This window comes from Cyanobium sp. Candia 9D4, from assembly GCF_024346155.1.
In the GTDB taxonomy this organism is placed as follows: domain Bacteria; phylum Cyanobacteriota; class Cyanobacteriia; order PCC-6307; family Cyanobiaceae; genus Cyanobium; species Cyanobium minutissimum.
Map to the genome: position 1 here is coordinate 1 of NZ_JAGQCK010000012.1, position 22653 is coordinate 22653.

Here is a 22653-nt window from a genome sequence, read left to right on the forward strand (position 1 = left end):
CAGGGCGTCGGAACGGTCGTCTTCGGAGATGTCCCAGAAGACGTAGGCCCACTGGGGATCGCGGGGCAGGAAGACGACGCGGGTTTCGGCCGCCGGCCGCGGCGCCGGAGCCATCTCGGCCTCGATGGCGGCCACCGGCCGCAGATCGGCCGCGGGCCTCACCGCCGCCGCCGTTGCGACGTCCTCACCGGAGCGATCGGCGATGGACTCGGCCAGCGCGTCCCTGTCCTGGGCGCTGTAGCGCTGGATCCCCAGGGTTCTGGCGAGCTCGCGCAGCTGGCGCATGCTGAGGCTGGCCAGGTTCGCGAGCGGGTTGGTCCTGGCCATGCTATTTCAAGAATCGTTACAGCCCATGATCGCCGATGGGATCTGGGCGGGATCAGTCCTGTCAGCGGATCGCAACACCCCCGGAACGGGCCGGATCCGCCGGCGGCGGCAGCAGCACCACCCCCCGCATGGGTTCGGCACCCCGCCGCTCCGGGGGCCGGGTCGGGCGTTCCGGCACGGACGCCAGCACGGCCGAGACCGCCAGCAGTCCCCCCACCAGCAGCCAGAGGCGCCAGCGACGCGGCAGGACCAAGGCGCTGCGGCCCCCCTGCCCCCGGCGGCGCGTGCCGTCAGCGGCCCGGCGGGCCCTGCCGATGCCCAGCGGCTCTCCGCAACGGGCACAGACCATGCGACCCGCCAGGCTGCGGTCGGCCCGCACGGCCCAACTGCCGCACCTCGGACAGCCCATCCCTCACCCGATCCATCAGGCCCCCATGGTGACGGAATGGCCTAGAGCAGCGTCGGATCGGCGCCGGCGGGCCGCTCGGCCGGGGGGAGATCGGCCATCAGACGGAAGTCCTCGAACGCGAAGCCCGGCCCCACGCAGCAGTGCACCAGACTCCACCGCCCCCGGCTTCGGGCCGCCTGCCACCAGAGCGCCGGCACGATCTGCAGGGGGCCGGCGCCCGGATCCCCCGCCGCAGCGGCGGCGTCACCGGCCGTGTCTGCGGTCGTGTCACCGGCGGCGTCCGTGGCGGCGAGCGGGCCCAGCCACAGTCGCTCGGCCGTGCCACCCTGCGACGGCAGCCGCCAGAGGTCGAGGGGGTCGCCGCCGGCGTGGTGCCAGACCTCATCCGCCCCCGCCACCTGATGCCAGCGGCTGAGCTGGCCCTCGGCCAGCAGGAAGGCGATCACCGTGAGTCCGGCGCGCTGCCGTCCGTCCCCGGCCCGGTGCACCTGGCCGGGTGAGCGGTGCAGCTCCCGGTACCAGCCCCCCTCCGGGTGGGGCCGCAGGTCGAGGCGGGCGATCAGCGCCTCCGGAGTGGAACGCATGGCCGGGCGGGCGCGAGAGGGTCGCTGCCGATGATCCCGCGGCGACGGCCCATCGGAGTAGAACATCCGTACTACTTTGACTCCCGGGCCGATGCGTCCCCTGCCTCTCCAGTCACCGCTGCCCCTGCGGGAGGGGGCGGAGGCCCTCTTCTGCCTGCTGGCCACGGAGGCGGTCAGCGCCGGTTTCCCCAGCCCCGCCGACGACTACGTGGAGGCCCGCATCGACCTCAATCTGGAGCTGATCCCCCGCCCGCTGTCCACCTTCTTCATGCGCGTCAGCGGCGATGCCATGCGGGGCGACGGCATCGTCGACGGCGACCTGCTGGTGATCGACCGCAGCGTCGATCCCCGGCCCGGCATGGTGGTGGTGGCGGTGCATGCCGGCGCCTTCCTGCTGCGCCGGCTGGCCCGGCGCGGCGGTGCGCTGTGGCTGGTGGCCAGCGACGGCACCAGTCCGCCCCTGCGGCTCACCGGCGACGAGGGGGGCGGCGCGGAGGGAAGCGACGGCGGTGGCGCCGAGCTGTGGGGGGTCGTGATCCACGCCGTGCATCACCTGGCGGGCGCCCCCTCCCGGCGTCATTGATCGGCGTCCCGCAGCGGCGTCAGGGGTCGGTGCGGCGGGGCAGGGCGCGGGGGTCGACGGGCAGGGCGGGCGGGGCCATCAGCAGGCCGCGGCGGCGCAGCTCGCGGCGGAACTCACCGGCCAGTCCGTCCGCCATCCAGAGCTTGCGCAGGTGGCCGAAGATCACCATGCAGCGCAGAGCGATGGTGACGCAGACGAGCACCTGCAGGCAGAGTTTCAGCACGGTGGAGGCAGGTGCGGCGCTGTGCTGGGGTCAGCCTAGGGGCGCCGGCGACGGCCGGCCGCACCGGAACGGCGGAAACGGGCCGTCCAGGCGTCATGCTGGGTCGGTGGGCGGCAACGCCGCCGTGACCTGCCTCGATGATCGAGCCCCTGCCGGAGCTGAGCACCGCCGAACTGGAGACCCTGCTGGCGGCCCTCGACCCGCTCCTGGACGGCTTCGGCGAAGGGGGCTCCTGCCTGGATGACGCCAGCGCCTTCCTGGAACGGCTGGGCATCGGCCAGCAGGGCGACGACGGGGGCAGCCCCTCCCCCCTGCTCCAGTGGCTGGAGAGCTGGCGGGCCGCCGGCGGCAACCGGGCGACCCTGCGGCTGATGGTCCAGACCCTGCTGACGGGGCGCCAGGAGGAACCGGCCGACTGAGGGTCGCCGGATCCGGCGGACGGATCAGGCGCGGCAGAGGGCATCGGCCATGCGGGCCGTCTGGACGATCGGCCCGACGTCGTGCACCCGCAGCACATCGGCCCCGGCGGCGATGGCCTGGCCGCAGACCGCCGCCGTGCCCCAGAGGCGGGCCCGGGGGCGGGGCTCGGCCAGCACCTTGCCGATGAAGCGCTTGCGGGAGGGCCCCACCAGCAGGGGGAACCCCTCGGCCCGCAGCAGGTCCAGGCCCCGCAGCAGGGCGAGGTTGTGGGCGGTGGTCTTGGCGAAGCCCAGCCCCGGATCCCAGAGGATCCGCTCCGCACGCACCCCCGCCGCCAGGGCCCGGTCGGTGACCCGCAGCAGCTCCTGCCGCACCTCGGCAACCACGTCGCCGTAGCGGGCCAGGCCGTCCATGGTGCGGCTGTCGCCGCGGCTGTGCATCAGCACGCAGGGGCAGTCCGCGGCCGCCACCACCGCCAGCAGATCGGGATCGCGCCGGCCGGCGCTGACATCGTTGATCCAGTGGGCTCCGGCGGCCAGGGCGGCTTCGGCCACCGGGGCGCGGAAGGTGTCGATCGAGAGCAGGGGGCCGCCGGCTTCCGGGGGCGGCAGGGCGGCGAGGATCCGCCGCAGGGCGGGCAGCACCCGGGCCTTCTCGGCCTCCGCATCGATCTCGGCCGCCCCGGGGCGAGTGCTCTGCCCCCCCAGGTCGAGCAGGTCGGCCCCCTGGCGGTGCAGCCGCCGGGCCTGGCGCAGGGCCGCTTCGGGGGTCTCGTAACGGCCCCCGTCGCTGAAGGAATCGGGGGTGAGGTTGAGGACCCCCATCACCAGGGTGCGATCCCCCCAGCGGAAACCGGGCGGGACGGCGGCGGGGCCGGCGGGGCTCACGGCGATCGGAACGGGGGGCGGGGGCTCAGGCCGCCACCGGCACCTGGTAGTTGGCGATGCGGGCAAAGCTGACCGGATCGAGGGAGGCACCACCCACCAGCACGCCGTCGATGTCGCTCTGGGCCATCAGCATGTCGATGGTGGCGGGGTTGACCGAACCGCCGTACTGCACGACCACCTCGGGATGGCCCACCCAGCCGCGGATCAGGCCGCAGATGCGGTTGGCCTCCTCGGCGGCGCAGGTCTTGCCGGTGCCGATGGCCCAGATGGGCTCGTAGGCCACGATCAGGCGCAGGGGGTCGATGCCCTCCAGCCCCTGCTCCACCTGGCGGTGGATCACCCGCTCGGTCTCGCGGGCCTCGCGCTGGTCGTCGCTCTCGCCCACGCACAGGATCGGGATCAGCCCCGACTTCTGGGCCGTGCGGGCCCGCAGGTTGATCTGCTCGTCGGTTTCGCTGAAATACTTGCGCGGCTCGCTGTGGCCCACGATCGCGTGGGTGACGCCATGCTCGAGCAGCATCGGCGCCGAGATCATGCCGGTGTAGGCGCCGCTCTCCTCCCAGTGCACGTTCTGGCCGGCGATGGCGACACCGGCGCCGGCCAGGTGACGGCAGAGGGTGGGGATCGCCGTGAACGGCGGGGCCAGCACCACCTCACGGTCGTCGGGCAGATCGGCGATCAGGGGCCGGAAGCTGGCCGCAAACGCCCGCGCCTCGGCGCAGGTCATGTGCATCTTCCAGTTGCCTGCGATGACGGCCTTGCGCACGTGGTCTCCCGGCAGCGACATTCGAGGCAGGTTAAGGCGTGGGGCCGCCGTCTCCCCCGCGCTCCAGCCGCGGGGAGAGCATCAGCACCTCCCGGCCGTCGATCGCCACCGCATCCCCGGGAGCCAGCTGGCGACCGCGCCGGGTCTCGATGGCACCGTTCACGCTCACGTCCCCCCGCTGGATGCGCTGCTTGGCCTCGCCGCCGGTGCCGACGAGGCCCTGCCATTTGAGGAACTGATCCAGCTTCACCGTCGGGGGGGCGCCCGGAGAGCGCTGATAGGGTTCGTCGATGCTTGCACCCTCGCCGGCCGGCTTCCGCAGGCTCTGGCCGCTGCTGAAGCCCCACCGGCGACCCCTGCTGCTCGGGGGGTTGTGCATGCTGGTGTTCGTGGGCTGCTGGCCCCTGCTGGCCTGGCTCGCCGGCCAGCTGATCCCGGCCATCGGCGCCGGCGACTTCAGCAAGGTGCTGCGCAGCGTGGCGGCGGCCCTGGCGGTGTTCCTGGTGCAGAAGATTGCCCAGTTCGGCCAGGACACCCTGCTGGCGGGCCCGGCCCTGCGGGTCAGCCAGGAGCTGCGCCGCCAGCTGTTCGCCCGCCTGCAGCGGCTCGACTTCGGCGCCCTGGAGAAACTCTCCGCCGGTGATCTCACCTACCGGCTCACCGAGGACGCCGACCGGGTCGGGGAGGTGATCTACAAGACGATCCAGGACACCACCCCCAGCGCCCTGCAGCTGGTGGTGGTGCTGGGCTACATGATCTGGCTCGACTGGCCCCTGGCCCTGGCCACCCTGCTGCTGGCGCCGCTGGTGGCGCTGATGGTGAGCGCCTTCGGGGCCCGGGTGATGACCGCCGCCGAGCGCAGCCAGAAGCAGGTGAGCGACCTGGCGGCCCTGCTGGGCGAGGCGATCGGCGGCCTGCCCCTGGTGCGGGCCTTCGCCGCCGAACCCTGGCTGCAGGAGCGCTTCGACACCGAGATCGACCTGCACCGCCGCGCCCGCTATCGCACCCTGGAGCTGCTGGCGCTGCAGCATCCGGTGGTGGGCTTCATCGAAGCGGCCGGGATCCTCTCGGTGCTGCTGATCGGGGCGGCCCGGATCAAGGCCGGCGGCCTCGACAGCCAGGGCTTCAGCAGCTATGTGGCGGCGCTGCTGATGCTGATCGATCCGATCTCCCACCTGACCACCAACTTCAACGAGTTCCAGCAGGGCCAGGCCTCGCTGCGGCGGCTGCGGGCGATCGAGAACGAGCCGGTGGAACCGCCCGACCACCCCGATGCCAGGCCCCTGGGGCGCGTGTCCGGGGAGCTGGTGCTGGACGGGGTGAGCTTCGGCTACCAGAGCGGCAGTCCGGTGCTGCGCCAGCTGGATCTCCACATCCGTCCGGGCCAGGTGGTGGCCCTGGTGGGGCCCTCCGGCGCCGGCAAGAGCACCCTGTTCTCCCTGCTGCTGCGCTTCAACACCGCCCAGAGCGGCCGGGTGCTGCTGGATGGCCAGAACCTGGCCGACCTGCGGGCCCGGGACCTGCGTCGGGCCGTGGCCCTGGTGCCCCAGCAGAGCAGCGTCTTCTCCGGCACGGTGGCCGAGGCGATCGCCTTCGGGCGTCCCGCCAGCGCCGAGCAGATCCGCCAGGCGGCCCGGCTGGCCAATGCGGCCGACTTCATCGAGAGCCTGCCGGGCGGCTACGACAGCCGCCTCGAGGAGCGGGGCAGCAACTTCTCCGGTGGCCAGCTGCAGCGCCTGGCGATCGCCCGGGCCGTGCTGGGAAACCCGGCGGTGATGCTCCTCGATGAGGCCACCAGCGCCCTGGATGCGGAGGCCGAGGAGGCCGTGCAGCAGGGCCTGCAGCAGGCCATGGCGGGCCGCACCGTGCTGGTGATCGCCCACCGCCTCGCCACGGTGCAGGAGGCCGATCTAATCGTGGTGCTCGACGGCGGCCGCATCGTCCAGCAGGGCAGCCACGACGAACTGATGGCCAGCGGCGGCCGCTACCGCGAGCTCTGCGAACGTCAGTTCATCCGCCTGGAAGCCTGAAGGCAGGCGTCGTCCCCGCCGGGAGCCGGCGGTCCTGCCACCTACGCTGGCTCCGCACCGAGTCCAGAGCCTTGCAGACCCCCAGCCAGCAGCCCCCCGTGCTGACCTTCGAAGGCAAGCGTTACGACCTCAACGGCCTGCCCGACGACGTCAAGGAGATGGTGCGGGGGATGCAGGTGGCCGATGCCCAGCTGCGCATGCATGAAGACACCCTCAAGGTGCTGGCGGTGGGCCGCCAGGCCATGGCCATGCAGCTGAACGAGCGCCTCCAGGGCATCCCCACCCTGGAGGAGCCGGCCTGAGGCCGCCGGGGGTCAGCCCAGGGGCGCCAGGTCCTCGAAGCGGAACACCTGGCGGCCGGCCGGCGTGTCGCCATGGGCCTCCGTCTCCACCACCCGCTCGCTCAGCACCCAGGGGCCCTCGCCCGCCAGGGGCACGAAGGTGTCGGTGAACCGGCTGGTGCCGCCGCGGGCCTCGCCGGTGGCGGGGTCGCTGTAGCGGCTCGTGTAGGTGTGGCTGAGGTAGCCGCTGCCGGTGTCGGTGACGCTCTCGGTGAAGATCGTCACCACGGTGCCGTGGATGTGGCGGTGCACCATCGTCACCACGTTGTCCTTGATGCGGTAGCGGTCGCCCTCGGCCTTGCCGCCCATGATCACCTCGGTTCCCACCGCATCGGTCCCGCCGGCGGTGAAGGTGTTGGCGCCGTGGGTCTGCTCGAAGGGACGCCGCACCCGGTGGATCGCCACCTCCCACAACTGGGAGGCGACCGCCTTGTGCACCTCCTCGTCGGCGATGCCCTCCACCGTCGCCTTGAGATCGGCGCCCACCTGGAAGGTGCCCTCGAAGCGCCGGTCGTCCTGCTCCCAGACGCAACGGCCGCCATAGCCGCCGAAGCCCGGCTCCCAGGTGTAGCGGTTCTCGTAGGCGGCGCGGAAGGCCTCGCGCAGGTCGGTGCCGGGGGCGATGGGCTGGGCGGCCAGGGTGCTGGTCACAGGGTCACAGGCGATCGGGCGATCACCCTACCCAGGGCGGGTGGATGTCCTGCAGGGCCGCCACCTCCACCTGCTGCTGCTGCTGCAGGGCGGCGATGGCCTCCACGGCGGCCCGGGCCGCCGCCATGGTGGTGACGGTGGGCACGGCGTAGTCGAGGGCGGCCAGGCGCAGGTAGCGGTCGTCGTGGGCGGCCTGGCGGCCCACCGGTGTGTTGACCACCAGCTGCACCAGGCCGGAGCGGATCGCATCCTCGATGTTGGGCCGGCCCTCGTGAACCTTCAGCACCGGCTCCACCGCCAGGCCGGCCTGACTGAGCATCGCGGCGGTGCCGTTGGTGGCGGTGAGGGTGAATCCCGCCGCCAGCAGGGCGCGGGCCACCGGCACCAGGGCGGGCTTGTCGCGGTCGTGGGTGGAGAGGAACACGCTGCCGCTGGTGGGCAGGGGCTCACCGGCGGCGAGTTCGGCCTTGGCGTAGGCGAGACCGAAGCTGGCGGCGATCCCCATCACCTCGCCGGTGGAGCGCATCTCCGGCCCCAGCAGGGTGTCGGCGCCGGGGAAGCGCTTGAAGGGCAGCACCGCCTCCTTCACGGTCTGCCGCGGCGGCCGCGGCTCCGCCAGCAGGCCCAGCTCCGTCAGGGTGCGGCCGGCCATCAGCTGGCTGGCGATCTTGGCCAGGGGCACGCCGGTGGCCTTGGCCACGAAAGGCACGGTGCGGGACGCCCGCGGGTTGGCCTCGATGATGAACACCGTTTCGTTGCCGGCGCCGTCGTTCTGCACCGCGAACTGGAGGTTGATCAGGCCGCGCACCTCCAGCGCCAGGGCCAGCTCCGTGCTCCAGCGGCGGATCGTGGCCAGGGCCTCGGGCCCCAGCGACACCGAGGGCAGGGCGCAGGCCGAGTCGCCGGAGTGGATGCCGGCCGGCTCGATGTGCTCCATCAGGCCGCCGATCACCACCGTCCCCTCCCGGTCGCAGAGGGCGTCCACGTCCACCTCGATGGCGTTCTCCAGGTACTGGTCGATCAGCACCGGATGGTCAGGCTCCACCTGCACCGCCTCCACCATGTAGCGGTTCAGTTCTTCCTCGTCGAAGACCACCTCCATCGCCCGGCCGCCCAGCACGTAGCTGGGGCGCACCACGACGGGGTAGCCGACGGCCGCCGCCACCGCGCGGGCCTCGCCGTCGTTGCGGGCCAGGCCGTTGCGGGGCTGGCGAATCTTCAGGCGCCGCAGGATCGCCTCGAACTGCTCCCGGTCCTCGGCCCGGTCGATCGATTCGGGCGAGGTGCCCCAGAGCCGGGTGCCGGTGGCGCGGCCCTCCTCGCTCTCCAGCCAGCGCAGCAGGGGGATCGCCAGCTTCAGGGGCGTCTGGCCGCCGAACTGGACAATCACCCCCTCGGGTTTCTCCGCCTCGATGACATTGAGCACGTCCTCCAGGGTGAGGGGCTCGAAGTACAGGCGATCGCTGGTGTCGTAGTCGGTGGAGACGGTTTCCGGGTTGCTGTTCACCATCACGGTGGCGAACCCGGCCTGCCGCAGGGCGAAGGAGGCGTGGCAGCAGCAGTAGTCGAACTCGATCCCCTGGCCGATGCGGTTGGGGCCGCCCCCCAGGATCATCACCTTGCGGCGGGTCTCGGGGGTCACCTCGTCCTCGGGCGCCAGCAGGGTGAGGGAGCCATCGGCCTCAAGCCGTTCCAGGGGCCGCTCGTAGGTGGCGTAGTGGTACGGCGTGGAGGAGGCGAATTCGGCGGCGCAGGTGTCAACCGTCTTGAACACGGCCCGCACCCCCAGGGCCTGGCGCCGGCGGCGCACCGTGAGTTCGTCGCTGCCGGTGGCCCAGGCGATCTGGCGGTCGGAGAAGCCGGTCTGCTTGAGCTCCAGGAAGGCTCCGGCGTCGATGGCCTCAAGGGAACGGCCCCGCAGCAGGGTGGTTTCGACCGTCAGGATGCGGCGCAGCTTGGCCAGGAACCAGGGGTCGATGGCGCTGAGCCGGTGGATCTCGTCGTCGCTGCGGCCGGCCACCATGGCGGCGCGCACCGCATGGATCCGGTCCGGGGAGGGGATGCGCAGCTGCCGCTCCAGGTCGGCGGGATCCTGGGGGGGATCGGGGCGGTCGCAGCCCCAGCCCGCATGGCCCGTCTCCAGGGAGCGCAGGGCCTTCTGGAAGGATTCCTCGAAGCTGCGGCCGATGGCCATGGCCTCCCCCACCGACTTCATCGAGGTGGTGAGCACCGCCGGCGAGCCGCGGAACTTCTCGAAGGCGAAACGGGGGATCTTGGTGACGACGTAGTCGATCGTCGGTTCGAAACAGGCCGGCGTGGCCCCGGTGATGTCGTTGACGATCTCGTCGAGGGTGTAGCCCACCGCCAGGCGGGCGGCGATCTTGGCGATCGGGAAGCCGGTGGCCTTGCTGGCCAGGGCCGAGCTGCGACTGACCCGGGGGTTCATCTCGATCACCACCACGTCCCCGTTGGCGGGATTGATGGCGAACTGGATGTTGCTGCCACCGGTGTCGACACCGATCTCGCGGATGATGGCGATCGACTGGTCGCGCAGCCGCTGGTACTCCCGGTCGGTGAGGGTCTGGGCGGGGGCGACGGTGATCGAATCACCGGTGTGGACCCCCATCGGGTCGAGGTTTTCGATCGAGCAGACGATCACCACGTTGTCGGCGGTGTCGCGCATCACCTCCAGCTCGAACTCCTTCCAGCCCAGCAGGGATTTCTCGATCAGGATCTGGGAGACGGGGCTGGCCTCGAGGCCGCTCTTGCAGAAGGCCTGGAATTCCTCCGGGTTGTAGGCGATGCCGCCGCCCGATCCCCCCAGGGTGAAGGCCGGCCGGATGATGCGCGGGTAGGTGCCGATCGCATCGCCCACCCGGATCGCCTCCTCGAGGTCGTTAGCGATCCCGGACGGACAGACGGCCACGCCGATGCGGGCCATCGCCTCCTTGAACAGCAGCCGGTCCTCCGCCTTGCGGATCGCCGCCAGATCGGCGCCGATCAGCTCGACGCCGTAGGCCGCCAGGGTGCCGTTCTCCGCCAGGGCGACCGCAAGGTTGAGGGCGGTCTGGCCGCCCATGGTGGGCAGCAGGGCATCGGGGCGTTCCACCTCGATCACCCGGGCCACCACCTCGGGGGTCAGGGGCTCGATGTAGGTGCGATCCGCCAGGTCCGGGTCGGTCATGATCGAGGCCGGGTTGGAGTTCACCAGCACCACCTCGTAGCCCTCGGCCCGCAGGGCCTTGCAGGCCTGGGTGCCGGAATAGTCGAACTCGCAGGCCTGGCCGATCACGATCGGTCCCGACCCCAGCAGCAGGATGCGCCTCAGATCCGTGCGGCGGGGCATAGGGCGTGGTCGGGCAAACCCGCCCAGCCTCTCACGGTCGCCGTCCCGACCGGCCTGCCGGCGCCGCTTCCACCGCAGGCAATCGCTAATCTGACGGGATACCTTCGCCCGAGACGCCGCCGATGAGCGAACTCCAGCGCCTGAAGGGGTTGCTGCCCCCTGAGATGCAGAGCTGGGTGTTCGTGGAAGCGGCCGCCTCCGTCGATCCGCCCCTGATCACCATCGAGGAGATCGGCCGCGATGAGGTGGAGATCCAGGTCGATCTGGAGAAATGGGACGCCCTCGCCCTGGATCACCGCAACCTGCTCTTCTGGCACGAGGTGGGCCGCATCCAGAACGACGCCATCCCCCGGGACGGCTGGGAGATGGCCGCCCTGGCCATCGGCCTGGGCGGTGCCATCGGCGAGCTGTGGGTGCAGGACGGCCTGCTGCTGGTGATGGCTTTGGGGCTCTCAGGCTTCGCCGGCTACCGCCTCTACCTCAAGAACAACTCCGAGAAGCGTCTCCAGGACGCGATCCTGGCCGACGAGCGGGCCATCGACCTGGCCTGCCGCTTCGGCTACAGCCTGCCCAACGCCTACAAGAGCCTGGGGGGCGCCCTCAAGGAGCTGGTGGAGCAGACCCGCAAGAAGCGCCGCCGCACCTTCTACGAGGACCGCCTCGAGGCCCTGCGCAAGAGCGCCGGCAAGGCCCGGGCCGAAATGGCCCAGCAGCAGGGCTCGCGCCAGTCGGTCACCAGCGAGAACGTCTATGGATAGCCGCGACCTGGCCCTGCTGGCCGCCGAAGCCTGTGACGACCGCAAGGCCGTCGACATCCGCCTGATCCGGGTCGATGAGGTGTCCTCCCTGGCCGACTGGTTCGTGATCTGCAGCGGCCTCAGCGACGTGCAGGTGCGGGCCATCGCCCGCTCCGTCGAAGACCGGCTGGAAACCGACGCTTCGCGCCTGCCCCTGCGGCGCGAGGGCCAGAGCGAGGGCCGCTGGGTGCTGCTGGATTACGGCGAGCTGATCGTGCACGTGCTCACCCCCCAGGAGCGCAGCTACTACGACCTCGAGTCCTTCTGGGGCCACGGCGAGCAGGAGCGTTACGTCGGTGCCCCCCTTGAGGTGGGCGGCGCCGGCCCGGTCGCCGGCTGAGGGGCGCAGCGATGGCCGCCGGCGTTCCGAGCCTGCCCAGCCAGGACACCCCCTGCCCGGTGCCGCCGGCCCAGCGGCCGCTGCAGGAGTACGACCAGCTCAGCCGCTCCTGGTTCTTCCACTGGCCCGCCCATGGCCCGGCGGGTCTGTGGCGGGCCCTGGGCCTTGCCTGGCTGCTCTCCTTCCCCCCGGCGCTGCTGGTGGCCAGCGGCAGCCTGACGCTCCGCCATGAGCCCGTCCGGCTGGTGATCGCCGCGGCCACCGCCGCCGTGCTGCTGCCCATGGTGCTGCTGCTGCGCCAGTGGCTCGGCTGGACCTACGTGCAGAAGCGACTGGTCTCGGAGCGGGTGGAGTACGAGGAATCGGGCTGGTACGACGGCCAGGTGTGGGAGAAACCGATCACCTGGCGCCAGCAGGATCTGCTGGTGGCCCGCCACCAGGTGCAGCCGGTGCTGACCCGCCTGCGCCAGGCGGTCGCCATCGCCATCACCCTGATGCTGCTCGGGTCGGGGCTCTGCCAGGCTCTCTGAGGTCGGCCTCCGCGGATCCGCTTCCTCCCCCATGACCCTGTCCTCCAGCTTCGCCGGCCCGGGCCGCCCCGGCATTCCCCCCCTGGAGGTCCGCCTGCTGCGCAACGGCATCGTCGAGTCGCGGCACCGGGTGCACGCGGTGGTCTGCGACCAGCGGGGCCGGGTGCTGATGCGCGCCGGCGACCCCCAGCAGCTGAGCTTCGTGCGTTCCGCCCTCAAGCCCTTCCAGGCCACCGTGTTCGTGGGCAGCGGCGCCGCCGACCGGATGGGGGCCGGCGAGCGGGGCCTGGCGATCGCCTGCGCCTCCCATGCCGGCACCGCCCTGCATGCCCGGGAGGCGTTCAAGCTGCTCTGGGGTGCGGAACTCGACACCGAGGACCTCCAGTGCCCCACCCCCGCCGGCGCCAGCAGTCCGTTGGAGCACAACTGCTCGGGCAAGCACGCGGCCTTCCTGGCCGCCTGTCGGCAGATGCACTGGCCGCTCGAGAGCTACCTCCAGGCCGACCATCCCCTGCAGCAGGCGGTCCTCAAGCGGGTCGGTGAGCTGCTGGGGCTGCCGGGGGCCGAACTGATCAGCGCCCGCGACGACTGCGGCGCCCCCACCCTGCAGCTGCAGCTGGCCCAGATGGCCCTGCTGTTCGCCCACCTCGGCAGCGGGGAGCAGGCCGACCTGGAGCGGCTCAGCCGGGCGATGCTCGCCCACCCGGATCTGATCGCCGGGGACGGGCAGTTCGACACCGAGCTGATGCGCCTGGCCCACGGCCAGGTGCTGAGCAAGGGGGGCGCCGAAGGCATCCAGTGCCTCAGCCGGGTGGGCGAGGGCATGGGGGTGGCCATCAAGGTGGACGACGGAGCCCGGCGGGCCAAGCAGGCCGTGGCCCTGCACCTGCTCGAGCAGCTTGAGTGGCTCACCCCCACCACCCTGGTGGAGCTGCGCCAGCGCTATCTGGCACCGGCCGACCACCTGCGCCTGGAGGTGATCGGTGAGCTGCGCTTCGACGGGGCCCGCCCCTGAGGCGGGGGCATCGACTGATACAATTCACAGGTACGACGCGGACATCCGCCGACCACGTGTGCGACGCGGGGTAGAGCAGTCTGGTAGCTCGTCGGGCTCATAACCCGAAGGTCAGGAGTTCAAATCTCCTCCCCGCCACCAACTCCGGTGACCCTCCCGAGGGTTCCCCACCAACCCCCCAGTCCTTGGCTGGGGGGTTGTGTTTTTGACACGTTGTTGTCGGCGTCCTGGGGTCTGACCTGAGGTAGGCGGCCCGGGCCCTGGACGGCCTCGGCCGGCGCCCCCACCGTGCCGCAGTCCCAGACGCAGGCATTCCCTGGTCAGGCATTGCGGCGGTCCGAACATTCGGGAATCAGCACGGACTGCGAGAAGGACGTACTCCGGTGAGGCACAACGACAGTCAGGCCATGCCGCCTTCAGGATGACTGGCAACAGCCATGGCTGCTAGCTTGCAAGCACGGGAATGCCGTCATGCGTATACCTTATAGATACAAAGTAAAGGATGCCATTGCCCGGGTCATCCTGGGTCGACACTGGAGAGTTCGCCATCGCAAGTTGCTGCTCTGCCGACCCCGGGGCGGGCTCAACGACATCCTCTGCCAGATCCATCGGTGTCGCATCTACTCTCTCTTCCACGACAGAGACCTGTGGGTCGACACGCGACGTTCGGGGTGGCACGACTGCATGAGCCACTGGTTTCGGACCGACGGCCATTTCATTTTCGGCTGGCCGCCCCAGGCTCTTTCCGGCCGCTCCTGCCTGCCGGCCTGCCTCCAGGGTCGCCTTGACACCTACGAGCCCGCCTACAGCCGGACCATCAACAATTTCGTCGACAGGCAGACGCAGGAGCCCCTGTCCTTTGATTTCAGCGACAGCCATCCCGAGGAGATTCTTGTCCACGAGCAGTGCGGCGGCGGGCTCGACGCGATCAAGGCTCTCCGGCATCTGCGCCTTCTTCCTGAACTGCAGGCCAAGATCCGAAGACTCCTGGGCGAACTGGGGACCTACGAGGCGATCCACATTCGAAACACGGATCTGACAACCGACTACGTTTCTTTCTTCCGGACCATCCAGGTCCTCCCATCCCACAAGGTCATCGTCTGCACCGATGACCATCGTTGCCTCGCCTATGCGCGGGAGTTCTGGAAGGACCGGCTGATCGTCGTCCATGGGGTGCCGGATACCGGTGGCCGGCCCCTGCATTTCACCAATGCTCTGGATCGACACGAGACCAATCTGCACACCCTGCTGGATCTGATGATCCTGGCGTCGGCCACGGTGCTCCACGGCTGTCGCACCAGCCAGGGCAGGGAGTCCGGCTTCTCTCTGCTGGCCAGATCGCTGCGGGCCAACCCGCGGGTGATGCGCCACCTGCTCAACGACTGACACCGGTGCCCCCGGGGGGCGGAGGCTCACCAGCCGCTCCTGCATGATGCCGGGACCGGTCCGCCTGCCGATGTCCGCTGTCCCATCCCCCACCGCCGGCAGTGACCTGCCGTGGGATGCCGTGGTGGTGGGGGCAGGGGCCAACGGGTCGGTGGCCGCCATGGTGCTGGCGGAGGCGGGGCTGCGGGTGCTGGTGCTCGAGGCGGGGCCGGACCTCTCCGCCCGTCGCGCCCTGGGCAGCGAACCGCTCAACAGCCTGCACCGTCTCGCCCACCTGAGCAGCGGCCGCCAGCGCCTGCAGCGGCACCATCCGGGCTTCTGGAAGCACAACCCCGAGCTGTTCGTCGACGAACGGCAGAACCCCTACAGCACCCCACCGGACGCCCCCTTCCTCTGGACCCGGGGGCGCCAGGTGGGCGGCAAGAGCCTCACCTGGGGGGGCATCACCCTGCGCCTGTCGGAGGCCGAGTTCCAGGCGGGCCGGCGGGACGGCCATGGCCCCGCCTGGCCGATCGGCACCGCCGAGCTGGCGCCCTTCTATGACCGGCTCGAGACCCTGCTGGGGGTGCACGGCCAGCGGGACGGGCTGCCCCAGCTGCCGGACGGACGATACCTGCCGCCCCTGCCCTTCACGCCGGGGGAGAAACACCTGCAGACGGCGATCGGTCGCGAGCTGGGGCTGCCCCTGATCCACTCCCGCGGTTTCCGCCTGCACCGGCCCACCCCGGCGGCACCCTGGCCCCCCTCCAGCGCCCAGGGCCGCAGCCTGGCCCGGGCCCTGGCGACGGGCCGGGTGCAGCTGCGCAGCGGTGCGGTGGTGAGCCATCTGGAGATGGACCGGAGCGGGCGGCGGGCCGAGGCGGTGGTGCTGGTGGACGCGGCCAGCGGCGGGCGGGAGCGCCTCGCCGCCCCCCTGGTGGTGCTCTGCGCCTCCACGATCGAAACGGTCCGGCTGCTGCTGCACTCGAGCGACGCCGTACGCAGCGGCGGCCTGAGCGACCCCTCGGGCAGCCTGGGCCGCTACCTGATGGACCACATCTCCACCAGCCGCTTCTTCTCGATCCCCGCGATCGGGGCGCCCCCCGAACCGGCCGAGCTCTCCGGGGCCGGCAGCTGTTTCATCCCCAACACCGTGAACCTCGAGGAAGGCAGCTCGGAGGCCTTCCTGCGCGGCTACGGCATCTGGGCCGCCCTGCAGCGCTTCGATCCCCCCGCCCTGCTGCGCCGCCGGCCCGGGGAGGCGGTCGGCTTCCTGATCGGCCATGGGGAGGTGCTGCCCCGGGCCGGGAACCGGGTGAGCCTGGATGGTTCCCGCACCGACGCCTGGGACCTGCCGATCCCCCACATCGACTGCCGCTGGGGAACCAACGAGGCCGCGATGGTGGCCCACATGCAGGCGCGCATGGCAGCCGTGGTGGCCGCGGCGGGCGGCCGCATCCGGCCGATCGAGGAGCTGTTCGTGCTGCCGGTGCTCGAACCCCTGATCCGCAACAGCCTGGCGGTGCGTCCGGAGCCGCCGCCACCGGGCTACTACATCCACGAACTGGGCGGGGCCCGCATGGCCGAGAGCCCCGAGGAGGGGGTCGTCGACCCCTGGAACCGCTGCTGGGGGGCCGCCAATGTGCTGGTCTCCGATGGGGCCTGCTGGCCCAGCGCCGGCTGGCAGAGCCCCACCCTCACCGAAATGGCGATCACCTGGCGGGCCTGCGCCGCCGCCGCCGCCGGGATGCGGCGCCACTGAACGGGCGGTCCGGTCAGGGAGCCGTCACAGCAGGGCACAGCTGGTGTCGATCACCACAATCTTGGCGGCCCCCCATGCGCACAATGACGGGGCGACCTCCAAAGGGTCGGGCAAGGGAGAAAACCATCGGCGGGGGTTGGCACCTCCGCTTTTTTTTGGCCCGCTGTCGGCCTGGCCCGGACGTCCGTCTGGCCCGTTCGATGCGACTGGCCTGCCCAAGCCTCAGCCCCCGGGTCAGGGCTTCTGGAACAGCCCGTCGAGGTAGTGCTGGGAAACCACGGGCTCCTGGCAGCCGTTCTGGAACAGGAAGCCGGCCAGGGCGGAGGTGATGACGCTGTACTGGTCCCAGTGCGGATGGGCGTCGATGAACTCCCGCATGCCGGCGTAGAGCACCTCAGGCACCTCGGCTTCCAGGCTCACACTCGCCTCTTCGCCGCCGCACCCCGGGTGCTCAGGATCCATGGCCATGCTGCTGGGATTCCACTGAGTTCGCTCCAAGTACGCCACAGGGGATGGCCGGCGTCAAAATCCGGTCGTGGCGAGGCCCCGTTGGGCGCAGAGGATGAGACTCGCGGCCCCGGCTGGGCTGCCGGCGAGGTGTTGCAGAACACGGGAGCAGCGGACCGCCGGCGGCGGACCCTGTCAAGGCTGTTCCAAGCCATCCATGACTTTCCCCAGCCCTGACGTCCTGAAGCGGCCGGAAGGCCGAGATCTGTGGAAAAGCGCCGCAAATCGGGGGAAAACGGCACCGCCGTGGGGGAAACCCCCGAACCATCGGAACAAGTGATCAGAACTCAGTCTCTCTGGACCCAGAGAGAGATGAGACCGGCGAGGATGGCCCCCTGGCCTGGCCGCCCTGCAGGTCAGTCGGTCGACCGCCGCAGGGTGCGGGGGCCCAGCGGGTGGTCGGCATGGGGATAGACGGGATGGTGGTGGTGGTGATGGGCCTCCTCGCCGTGGCCATGGCCAGCCCCCGTGCCCCCCAGCGGAACGGGCACGCCGTCGGGTTGACAGGCCCCGGTGCATTCCCGCTCGCAGAGGGTGCAGCTCTCCACCAGCCCCTCGACATGGTGGTGGTGGCTGTGCTGGGGTGCCCCCACCTCCCGCTCGAACCCGAGCACCTGGGCCCGGTACTTGCAGAGCGAGCAGTTCATGGCCACATCGCCGCCGAGCACCTCGGCGACCCGCTCCCGGAAGGTGTCCAGCACCAGGGGATGGTCGCCCAGGTAGCCGGCCTGAACCATCTCCAGCTCGGGATGGTCGGCGGCCACCCGCTCGCTGTGCTGGCGGATCCGACTCACCAGCACCCCGGAGAACAGGAAGTACGGGAAGACGACGATGCGCCGGAAGCCGAGCTTGACGGCCTGGCGCAGGCCCGGCTCCACCAGGGGAAAGGTGACCCCGGAATAGAGGGTCTCCCCCCAGCCGAAGCCGAAGCCCTCCACCAGCATCCGGGTCACCTTGGCCACGTTGGAGTTGGCGTCCGGATCGGAGGAGCCACGCCCCACCACCGCCAGCAGGGTGTCATGCAGCGGCACCGGGCTGCGGCCGGCCGCGAGGGCGTCGGCGTCGGCGCTCTCGAGGGCAGCGCGGATGCGGGCGGCCGCGGCCTGGATCATCTTGAGGTCCACCCCAAGCTCCCGGCCGTAGTCGATGCGCAGCCCGGTCTCGGCGGCGTAGGTGTTGAGCACCGAGGGGATGTCGTTCTTGGCGTGGCCGGCGGCGAACAGCATCGCCGGCACGGCCAGCACGTGCCGCACCCCGCGCTGGCGCAGGGCGTCCAGGCCGTCGCGCAGGATCGGCCGGGCGAACTCCAGGTAGCCGTGGTCCACGGGTACCGGGGCGAGGTGGTGCTGGAGCTGGTGGGCCAGGGAGGCGAATTCGGCCACCGCCAGACGGTTGCGGCTGCCGTGGCCACAGACCAGCACCCCGATCGGGCCGTGGGGTCCCTCCGGAGCGATGGCTCGGTCAGGGGCGGTGGTCATGCACATCCGTGGCTGGCCTGACCCTATTCCCGGGGCTGAACCGTGGCGGTGAGGTCCGGCGCGGAGCGGTCAGGATGGGGTTCAGCCACCGGCACCCATGAGCCTGCACCTGCCCCCCTACCGGCCCCTGCCCCCTCCGGGTCCGAAGGCGGACCTGCTCAGCGTCGCCATCGCCGACCTGCGGCCCACCCAGATGTGCGTGGGCCTGGCCGAGGTGCGCAGCCGCCAGCAGGACTTCTCCCTGGAGACGGCGGAGCAGCGGCTGCGCTACCTGCGCGGCAAACCCGTTCCCCTCGTGCGCGGAGCGGGTGACGCGCTCTGGATGGTCGACCGCCATCACCGCCTGCGGGGACTGATCGAGCTGGATCCCGGCGCCATGGCCTACGGCTACCTGGTGCTCGATCGGCCCGCCGATCCGCCCCAGGCGGTGCTCGCCGAACTGCAGGCCCGGGGCTGGCTGTACCTCTACGACGGCCGCGGCCACGGCCCGTTGGTGCCCACGGCCCTGCCGCAGCGCCTGCCCGAGCTGCAGGACGACCCCTACCGCTCCCTGGTCTGGCGGCTGAAGAAGGAGGGCATGATCGATCCGGCCCCCCTGATCCCCTTCCACGAATTCCGCTGGGGAGCCTGGCTGCGCAGCCGCCCCCTGCCCCCCTTCAGCTCGGCCAATCTGGCCCCGGCCCTGGCGGCCGCCCGTTCCCTGGTGCGCTCCAGGGCCGCCTCCCACCTGGCCGGCTGGAAAGGCTGAACCGGCAGGTCCGACCCGCTCAGTCGGGACGGTTGCGGGGCGGTTCGCCATCCCCGGCCAGCAGCAGCCGCTCCCAGCGATCGAAGCGCCGGGCCAGCAGCACCGCGGCCGCCGCCAGCAGCAGGCCCGCGACCAGCACCGGGGGGGTCCGCCACCAGGCGATCGCCAGCAGGGCCAGCCAGGGGATGGCCTGCACCAGCGGCCGCCAGCGCCGCAGTCCCTCCAGGGCGCCGCGGCAGGAGGCGCAGTGCTGCCCGTGGCTGGTCCAGCGAACCATCAGGGCCGCCCGATCGAGGCGGGGGGGCAGGGGCTGGCCGGGGAAGGGGTCGCCGTCGTGGTCGTTGACCCAGTCGTGCAGGGCCTTCACATAGACATCGGCGCCGGTGGCCAGGAAGAACGCCCGCTCGGCCCCGCCGCTGCGGCCCCGCTGCTCCAGCACCCGCTCCTGCCAGTGCAGGAACACCTGGTCGTCCTCGAGCACGGTGTGGTTGGCGATGTGCTGCAGCCAGCGGGGCCGCAGCCCCAGCAGCAGGGGAGGCAGCCGTGACTGGAACTGGAAGGGGAAGCGGGCGAACAGGCGGCACTCGCCGCGGCGGATCGGCGTCGCGTAGACCACCGTGAGGATGCGGGCGAAGCCGGGCGCCGTGAGGTCGTGCCACATCAGGCCAGGGGCGGCGTAGGTGGTGCGCTGGCTGCCGAGCTTGCCTTTGCGGGGGCCCTCCTCCCACAGGGCCGTGAAGCCTTCCGGACCGGAGCCGGTGATCGTCGCCACCACCGGGGCGGCGTTCTCCCGCTTGCCCACGGTGCGGTGGTGGGTGAAGGGCACGTGGCTCACATCGAGCACGTTCTCCAGCAGGGTGAGGGCATCCATCGGCAGGTCCCGGAAGGTGTCCTGCACGAACCAGCCCGGCTCCTCCAGCACCGGCACCAGCGGCAGGGGCACCGCCGCGGCGTCGGCCGCCTCACCGGCGAAGACGAACAGCAGGCCCTGGGCCTCGGCGGTGGCGTAGGCCCGGCAGCGGGAGCGCACGGCGCTGGGGCTCGCCCCCGGCTCGGCCTGGGGAATGGCGGTGCAGTGGCCGTCACCGGCGAAACTCCAGCCGTGGTAAGGGCACTCCAGCTCGCCGCCGGCATTGATCCGCCCCTGGCTCAGGGGCACCAGCCGATGCGGGCAGACATCGGCGAAGGCGCGCCAGAGCTGGCCGGCCCGGTCCCACCAGAGGACCAGGTCCTCACCCAGGAGGGTGAAGGCGGTGGGCCTGGCGGGATCGAGATCCCGCAGGTAGGACACCGGATACCAGTGCTGGTGCCAGGCGGACTGCGTCATGGTGCCGATTCTGGTGGGGGGCGCGGACGGGTGCGGACCCGTTACGAGACGAGGCGGGGAGGGGACCGCCGGTGGCGGCGCTCCTAGGACGGCCTGGAGGACTCCCCTGCCGACCCTCCCGATCCCCCGTGGGCACCTTCCTGGCTGGCAATCCCCTGGCGATCTTCGCCCTGCTGCTGGTGCTGAGCGTGGTGGTGCCCCCCCTGGTGCGGCCGCTGCGGCTGCCCGATCTGGTGGGGCTGCTGGCGGCGGGGGTGGCGATCGGTCCCCACGGCCTGGGCTGGCTGGTGTCGACCAGCGAGACCGTGCGGCTGCTCTCGGATGTGGGGGTGATCTACCTGCTGTTCATCGCCGGGCTGGAGATCGACCTGGGGGAGTTCCAGCGCATCCGGGCCCGTTCCTTCCGCTTCGGGCTGCTCACCTTCACCCTGCCGATGCTGGCCGGCACGGTGCTGGGGTTCGTGTACGGCTACCCGGCCGTGAGCGCCGTGCTGATCGGCTCGATCCTGGCCTCCCACACCCCCCTGGGATACCCGATCGTGCGCAGCTTCGGCGCCATGCGGGAGGAGTGCGTCACGGTGGCGATCGGTGGCACGATCTTCACCGATATCGCCGCCCTGGTGGTGCTGGCCCTCTGCGTCAGCCTGGGGCAGGGCCAGCTGAGCACCGAAGGGGTGGTGGGGCTGCTGCTCAAGGTGGCCGTATATGCCGCCGCCGTGCTGCTGCTGATCCGCTGGCTGGGCCGGGGGCTGATCCGCCGCAGCGTTGATGGCGACAGCCGCCTGTTCGTCGCGGTGCTGCTGGCCCTGTTTCTGGCGGCGGTGGGCGCGGAACTGGCCGGTGTGGAGAAGATCGTCGGTGCCTTCCTCGCCGGCCTGGCCGTGAACGGTGTGCTGCCGGACGGCCGCGTCAAGGAGCAAGTGGTGGTGGTGGGGGCGAGCCTGTTCATCCCCCTGTTCTTCATCGATCTGGGCCTGCTGCTCGATGTGCCGGTGTTCCTGAGCACCATGACGGGCTCGGTCTTCGCCGTCGCCCTGATCCTGACCCTGATCGCCAGCAAGGGGCTGGCCTCCTGGTGGTCGGGTCTGCTGTACCGCTACGACGGGCCACAGATGCTCACCCTCTGGTCGCTGTCGATCCCCCAGGTGGCGGCCACCCTGGCCGCCACCTACGTGGGGTTCCGCCAGGGGCTGCTGGATGAGCGGATGCTCAACAGTGTGCTGGCCCTGATGGTGGTGACGGCGACCCTGGGGCCGATCCTGACCACGGTGGCGATGACCCGGATGGCCAGCCGCCGCTCCCGGGAGCTCAGCCTGCAGGAGACCGGCCAGCTGGCCCTGGTGCGACGGGCCCTGCGGGTGCTGGTGCCCGTCAGCGACGCCCGCAGCGAGGGGTTCCTGCTGGCGCTGGCCGGCCGTCTGATCGACGGCGAGGCGGGCCGCCAGGGCCTGGTGCTGCCCCTGGCGGTGGTGTCCCCCCGCCAGGCCGGGGCGGGCCGCGGCCCCCATCCCCCCGTGGTGCACCGGGCCCTGGCGGAGGGGCGGCAGCGGCTGGAGCAGGCCGATGCCTGCACGGCGGCGGCGGGGGTGCCCAGCCGCTGCCTGCTGCGGGTCGACAACGACATCCCGGGCGGCATTGCCCGCACGGCCCTGGAGCAGGGCGCCGATCTGGTGCTGGTCGGGGTGGCGAGGGGCCCCCGCCTGGGACGCTGGCTGTTCGGCGATCTGGTGGCCGCCATCTGCCGCCAGGCCCACTGTCCGGTGGTGATGGCCCGGCTGGGGGAGGATCCGGCCGGCTTCCGGCGGCTGCTCGTGCCGGTGAAGGACCTTTCCGCCGGCGCCCTGGAGCAGTTCCAGCTGGCGGAGCGGCTGCTGAGGGGCTGCCCGTCCGGAGAGGGGGCCGCCATCACCCTGCTGCACGTGCACGAGCCCTGGCTGCCCCAGGCGGAGCGGGAGCGGCTGACCCGCCAGCTCCAGGCCTGGATCCCGTCCCCGCCCGGTACCGGTAGGGCCGTGCCGGTGGCGGTGGAACTCCTGGCCGATCCGAACGTGGCCGATGCGATCGAGCGCAGCAGCGAGAGCCACGATCTGGTGATCCTGCGCTCCCTGCGGCGCCTGGTGGAGGGCCTGCCGATTCCCGCCAGCGACCAGGCCACCGGGCTGCTGCGGCGGCTGGCCTGCTCGGTTCTGGTGATCAGCGATCCACTCCACTGACCCC

General features: G+C 71.5%; 24 protein-coding genes and 1 tRNA gene. 13 read left to right on the forward strand and 12 right to left on the reverse strand.

All coding sequences use genetic code 11. The features are described 5' to 3' along the window. The 3 genes from KBZ08_RS15035 to KBZ08_RS15045 all read right to left on the reverse strand — a co-directional run. Nucleotides 1-327: DUF4912 domain-containing protein (locus tag KBZ08_RS15035; protein WP_254973994.1), on the reverse strand; the 327-nt coding region annotated here is incomplete at its 3' end. Nucleotides 328-388: 61 nt separating this feature from the next. Then, nucleotides 389-706: a hypothetical protein gene (locus tag KBZ08_RS15040; protein WP_181280201.1), complete on the reverse strand. Its 318-nt coding sequence runs from the start codon at nt 704-706 to the stop codon at nt 389-391. Between the two features lie 71 nt (nt 707-777). Then, complete coding sequence (locus KBZ08_RS15045) at nt 778-1320, reverse strand: cupin domain-containing protein (RefSeq protein ID WP_254973996.1); 543 nt, start codon at nt 1318-1320, stop codon at nt 778-780. A 91-nt stretch (nt 1321-1411) separates the two neighbouring features. Between KBZ08_RS15045 and KBZ08_RS15050 the strand changes: the two genes are divergently transcribed. Beyond that, nucleotides 1412-1903: a LexA family transcriptional regulator gene (locus KBZ08_RS15050; protein WP_106222708.1), complete on the forward strand. Its 492-nt coding sequence runs from the start codon at nt 1412-1414 to the stop codon at nt 1901-1903. Between the two features lie 19 nt (nt 1904-1922). Here the strand turns inward: KBZ08_RS15050 and KBZ08_RS15055 are convergent, their stop codons facing one another. Further along, nucleotides 1923-2126 (reverse strand): hypothetical protein, encoded by a 204-nt coding sequence (locus KBZ08_RS15055; protein WP_106222707.1) that lies wholly within the window; start codon nt 2124-2126, stop codon nt 1923-1925. Nucleotides 2127-2263: 137 nt separating this feature from the next. On the opposite strand from KBZ08_RS15055, the gene KBZ08_RS15060 reads away from it, so the two are divergent. Further along, nucleotides 2264-2545 carry a hypothetical protein gene (locus tag KBZ08_RS15060; protein ID WP_254973998.1) on the forward strand — a complete coding sequence of 94 codons (282 nt, stop codon included), beginning with the start codon at nt 2264-2266 and terminating at the stop codon, nt 2543-2545. A gap of 24 nt (nt 2546-2569) precedes the next feature. Here the strand turns inward: KBZ08_RS15060 and folP are convergent, their stop codons facing one another. Genes folP through KBZ08_RS15075 form a run of 3 tightly spaced genes read right to left on the reverse strand, consistent with a single transcriptional unit; the run spans nt 2570 to nt 4449 of the window. Beyond that, entirely contained in the window at nt 2570-3433 is an 864-nt protein-coding gene (gene folP / locus KBZ08_RS15065) for a dihydropteroate synthase (protein ID WP_254974000.1), read from the reverse strand. A gap of 25 nt (nt 3434-3458) precedes the next feature. After that, nucleotides 3459-4220 (reverse strand): triose-phosphate isomerase, encoded by a 762-nt coding sequence (gene tpiA / locus KBZ08_RS15070; RefSeq protein ID WP_015108454.1) that lies wholly within the window; start codon nt 4218-4220, stop codon nt 3459-3461. 10 nt (nt 4221-4230) lie between these two features. Beyond that, nucleotides 4231-4449: an RNA-binding S4 domain-containing protein gene (locus KBZ08_RS15075; protein ID WP_159816357.1), complete on the reverse strand. Its 219-nt coding sequence runs from the start codon at nt 4447-4449 to the stop codon at nt 4231-4233. A gap of 40 nt (nt 4450-4489) precedes the next feature. On the opposite strand from KBZ08_RS15075, the gene KBZ08_RS15080 reads away from it, so the two are divergent. Further along, nucleotides 4490-6229 (forward strand): ABC transporter ATP-binding protein, encoded by a 1740-nt coding sequence (locus KBZ08_RS15080; RefSeq protein ID WP_254974005.1) that lies wholly within the window; start codon nt 4490-4492, stop codon nt 6227-6229. Between the two features lie 71 nt (nt 6230-6300). Further along, the gene (locus KBZ08_RS15085) at nt 6301-6531 is read left to right on the forward strand and encodes a DUF6447 family protein (RefSeq protein ID WP_015108457.1); all 231 of its coding nucleotides are present in this window, start codon (nt 6301-6303) and stop codon (nt 6529-6531) included. A gap of 12 nt (nt 6532-6543) precedes the next feature. Here the strand turns inward: KBZ08_RS15085 and KBZ08_RS15090 are convergent, their stop codons facing one another. Further along, complete coding sequence (locus KBZ08_RS15090; RefSeq protein WP_254974007.1) at nt 6544-7221, reverse strand: DUF3386 domain-containing protein; 678 nt, start codon at nt 7219-7221, stop codon at nt 6544-6546. 22 nt (nt 7222-7243) lie between these two features. Further along, nucleotides 7244-10567: a carbamoyl-phosphate synthase large subunit gene (gene carB / locus KBZ08_RS15095; protein WP_254974008.1), complete on the reverse strand. Its 3324-nt coding sequence runs from the start codon at nt 10565-10567 to the stop codon at nt 7244-7246. Between the two features lie 122 nt (nt 10568-10689). Between carB and KBZ08_RS15100 the strand changes: the two genes are divergently transcribed. The 7 genes from KBZ08_RS15100 to KBZ08_RS15130 all read left to right on the forward strand — a co-directional run bounded on the left by KBZ08_RS15100 (nt 10690) and on the right by KBZ08_RS15130 (nt 16376). Further along, complete coding sequence (locus tag KBZ08_RS15100; RefSeq protein WP_015108460.1) at nt 10690-11325, forward strand: DUF3318 domain-containing protein; 636 nt, start codon at nt 10690-10692, stop codon at nt 11323-11325. Then, nucleotides 11318-11704 carry a ribosome silencing factor gene (gene rsfS, locus KBZ08_RS15105; RefSeq protein ID WP_106222700.1) on the forward strand — a complete coding sequence of 129 codons (387 nt, stop codon included), beginning with the start codon at nt 11318-11320 and terminating at the stop codon, nt 11702-11704. Before KBZ08_RS15100 ends, rsfS begins: the two co-directional genes overlap by 8 nt. Before the next feature lie 11 nt (nt 11705-11715). Then, on the forward strand, nt 11716-12234 hold the full coding sequence (locus KBZ08_RS15110; protein ID WP_254974011.1) for a CGLD27 family protein: 519 nt from the start codon (nt 11716-11718) through the stop codon (nt 12232-12234). A gap of 31 nt (nt 12235-12265) precedes the next feature. Beyond that, nucleotides 12266-13249: an asparaginase gene (locus tag KBZ08_RS15115; RefSeq protein ID WP_106222698.1), complete on the forward strand. Its 984-nt coding sequence runs from the start codon at nt 12266-12268 to the stop codon at nt 13247-13249. A gap of 64 nt (nt 13250-13313) precedes the next feature. Next, nucleotides 13314-13390: transfer RNA gene (locus KBZ08_RS15120), tRNA-Met, on the forward strand. Between the two features lie 543 nt (nt 13391-13933). After that, on the forward strand, nt 13934-14635 hold the full coding sequence (locus tag KBZ08_RS15125) for a hypothetical protein (RefSeq protein WP_254974014.1): 702 nt from the start codon (nt 13934-13936) through the stop codon (nt 14633-14635). Nucleotides 14636-14705: 70 nt separating this feature from the next. After that, nucleotides 14706-16376, forward strand: coding sequence for a GMC oxidoreductase (locus tag KBZ08_RS15130; protein WP_254974016.1), 1671 nt, complete (start codon nt 14706-14708; stop codon nt 16374-16376). A gap of 234 nt (nt 16377-16610) precedes the next feature. On the opposite strand, the gene KBZ08_RS15135 is transcribed toward KBZ08_RS15130, so the two are convergent. Then, nucleotides 16611-16844: a DUF2811 domain-containing protein gene (locus KBZ08_RS15135; RefSeq protein WP_106222696.1), complete on the reverse strand. Its 234-nt coding sequence runs from the start codon at nt 16842-16844 to the stop codon at nt 16611-16613. A 395-nt stretch (nt 16845-17239) separates the two neighbouring features. Next, nucleotides 17240-18361 carry a sirohydrochlorin chelatase gene (locus KBZ08_RS15140; protein ID WP_106222727.1) on the reverse strand — a complete coding sequence of 374 codons (1122 nt, stop codon included), beginning with the start codon at nt 18359-18361 and terminating at the stop codon, nt 17240-17242. 97 nt (nt 18362-18458) lie between these two features. On the opposite strand from KBZ08_RS15140, the gene KBZ08_RS15145 reads away from it, so the two are divergent. Next, the gene (locus KBZ08_RS15145; RefSeq protein ID WP_106222695.1) at nt 18459-19109 is read left to right on the forward strand and encodes a ParB-like protein; all 651 of its coding nucleotides are present in this window, start codon (nt 18459-18461) and stop codon (nt 19107-19109) included. Between the two features lie 19 nt (nt 19110-19128). Here KBZ08_RS15145 and KBZ08_RS15150 read toward each other — a convergent pair whose 3' ends face one another. Then, nucleotides 19129-20436, reverse strand: coding sequence for a Rieske 2Fe-2S domain-containing protein (locus KBZ08_RS15150; protein ID WP_254974020.1), 1308 nt, complete (start codon nt 20434-20436; stop codon nt 19129-19131). A gap of 128 nt (nt 20437-20564) precedes the next feature. On the opposite strand from KBZ08_RS15150, the gene KBZ08_RS15155 reads away from it, so the two are divergent. Continuing rightward, nucleotides 20565-22649 (forward strand): cation:proton antiporter, encoded by a 2085-nt coding sequence (locus tag KBZ08_RS15155; RefSeq protein WP_254974022.1) that lies wholly within the window; start codon nt 20565-20567, stop codon nt 22647-22649. The last annotated feature ends 4 nt before the right edge of the window (nt 22650-22653 follow it).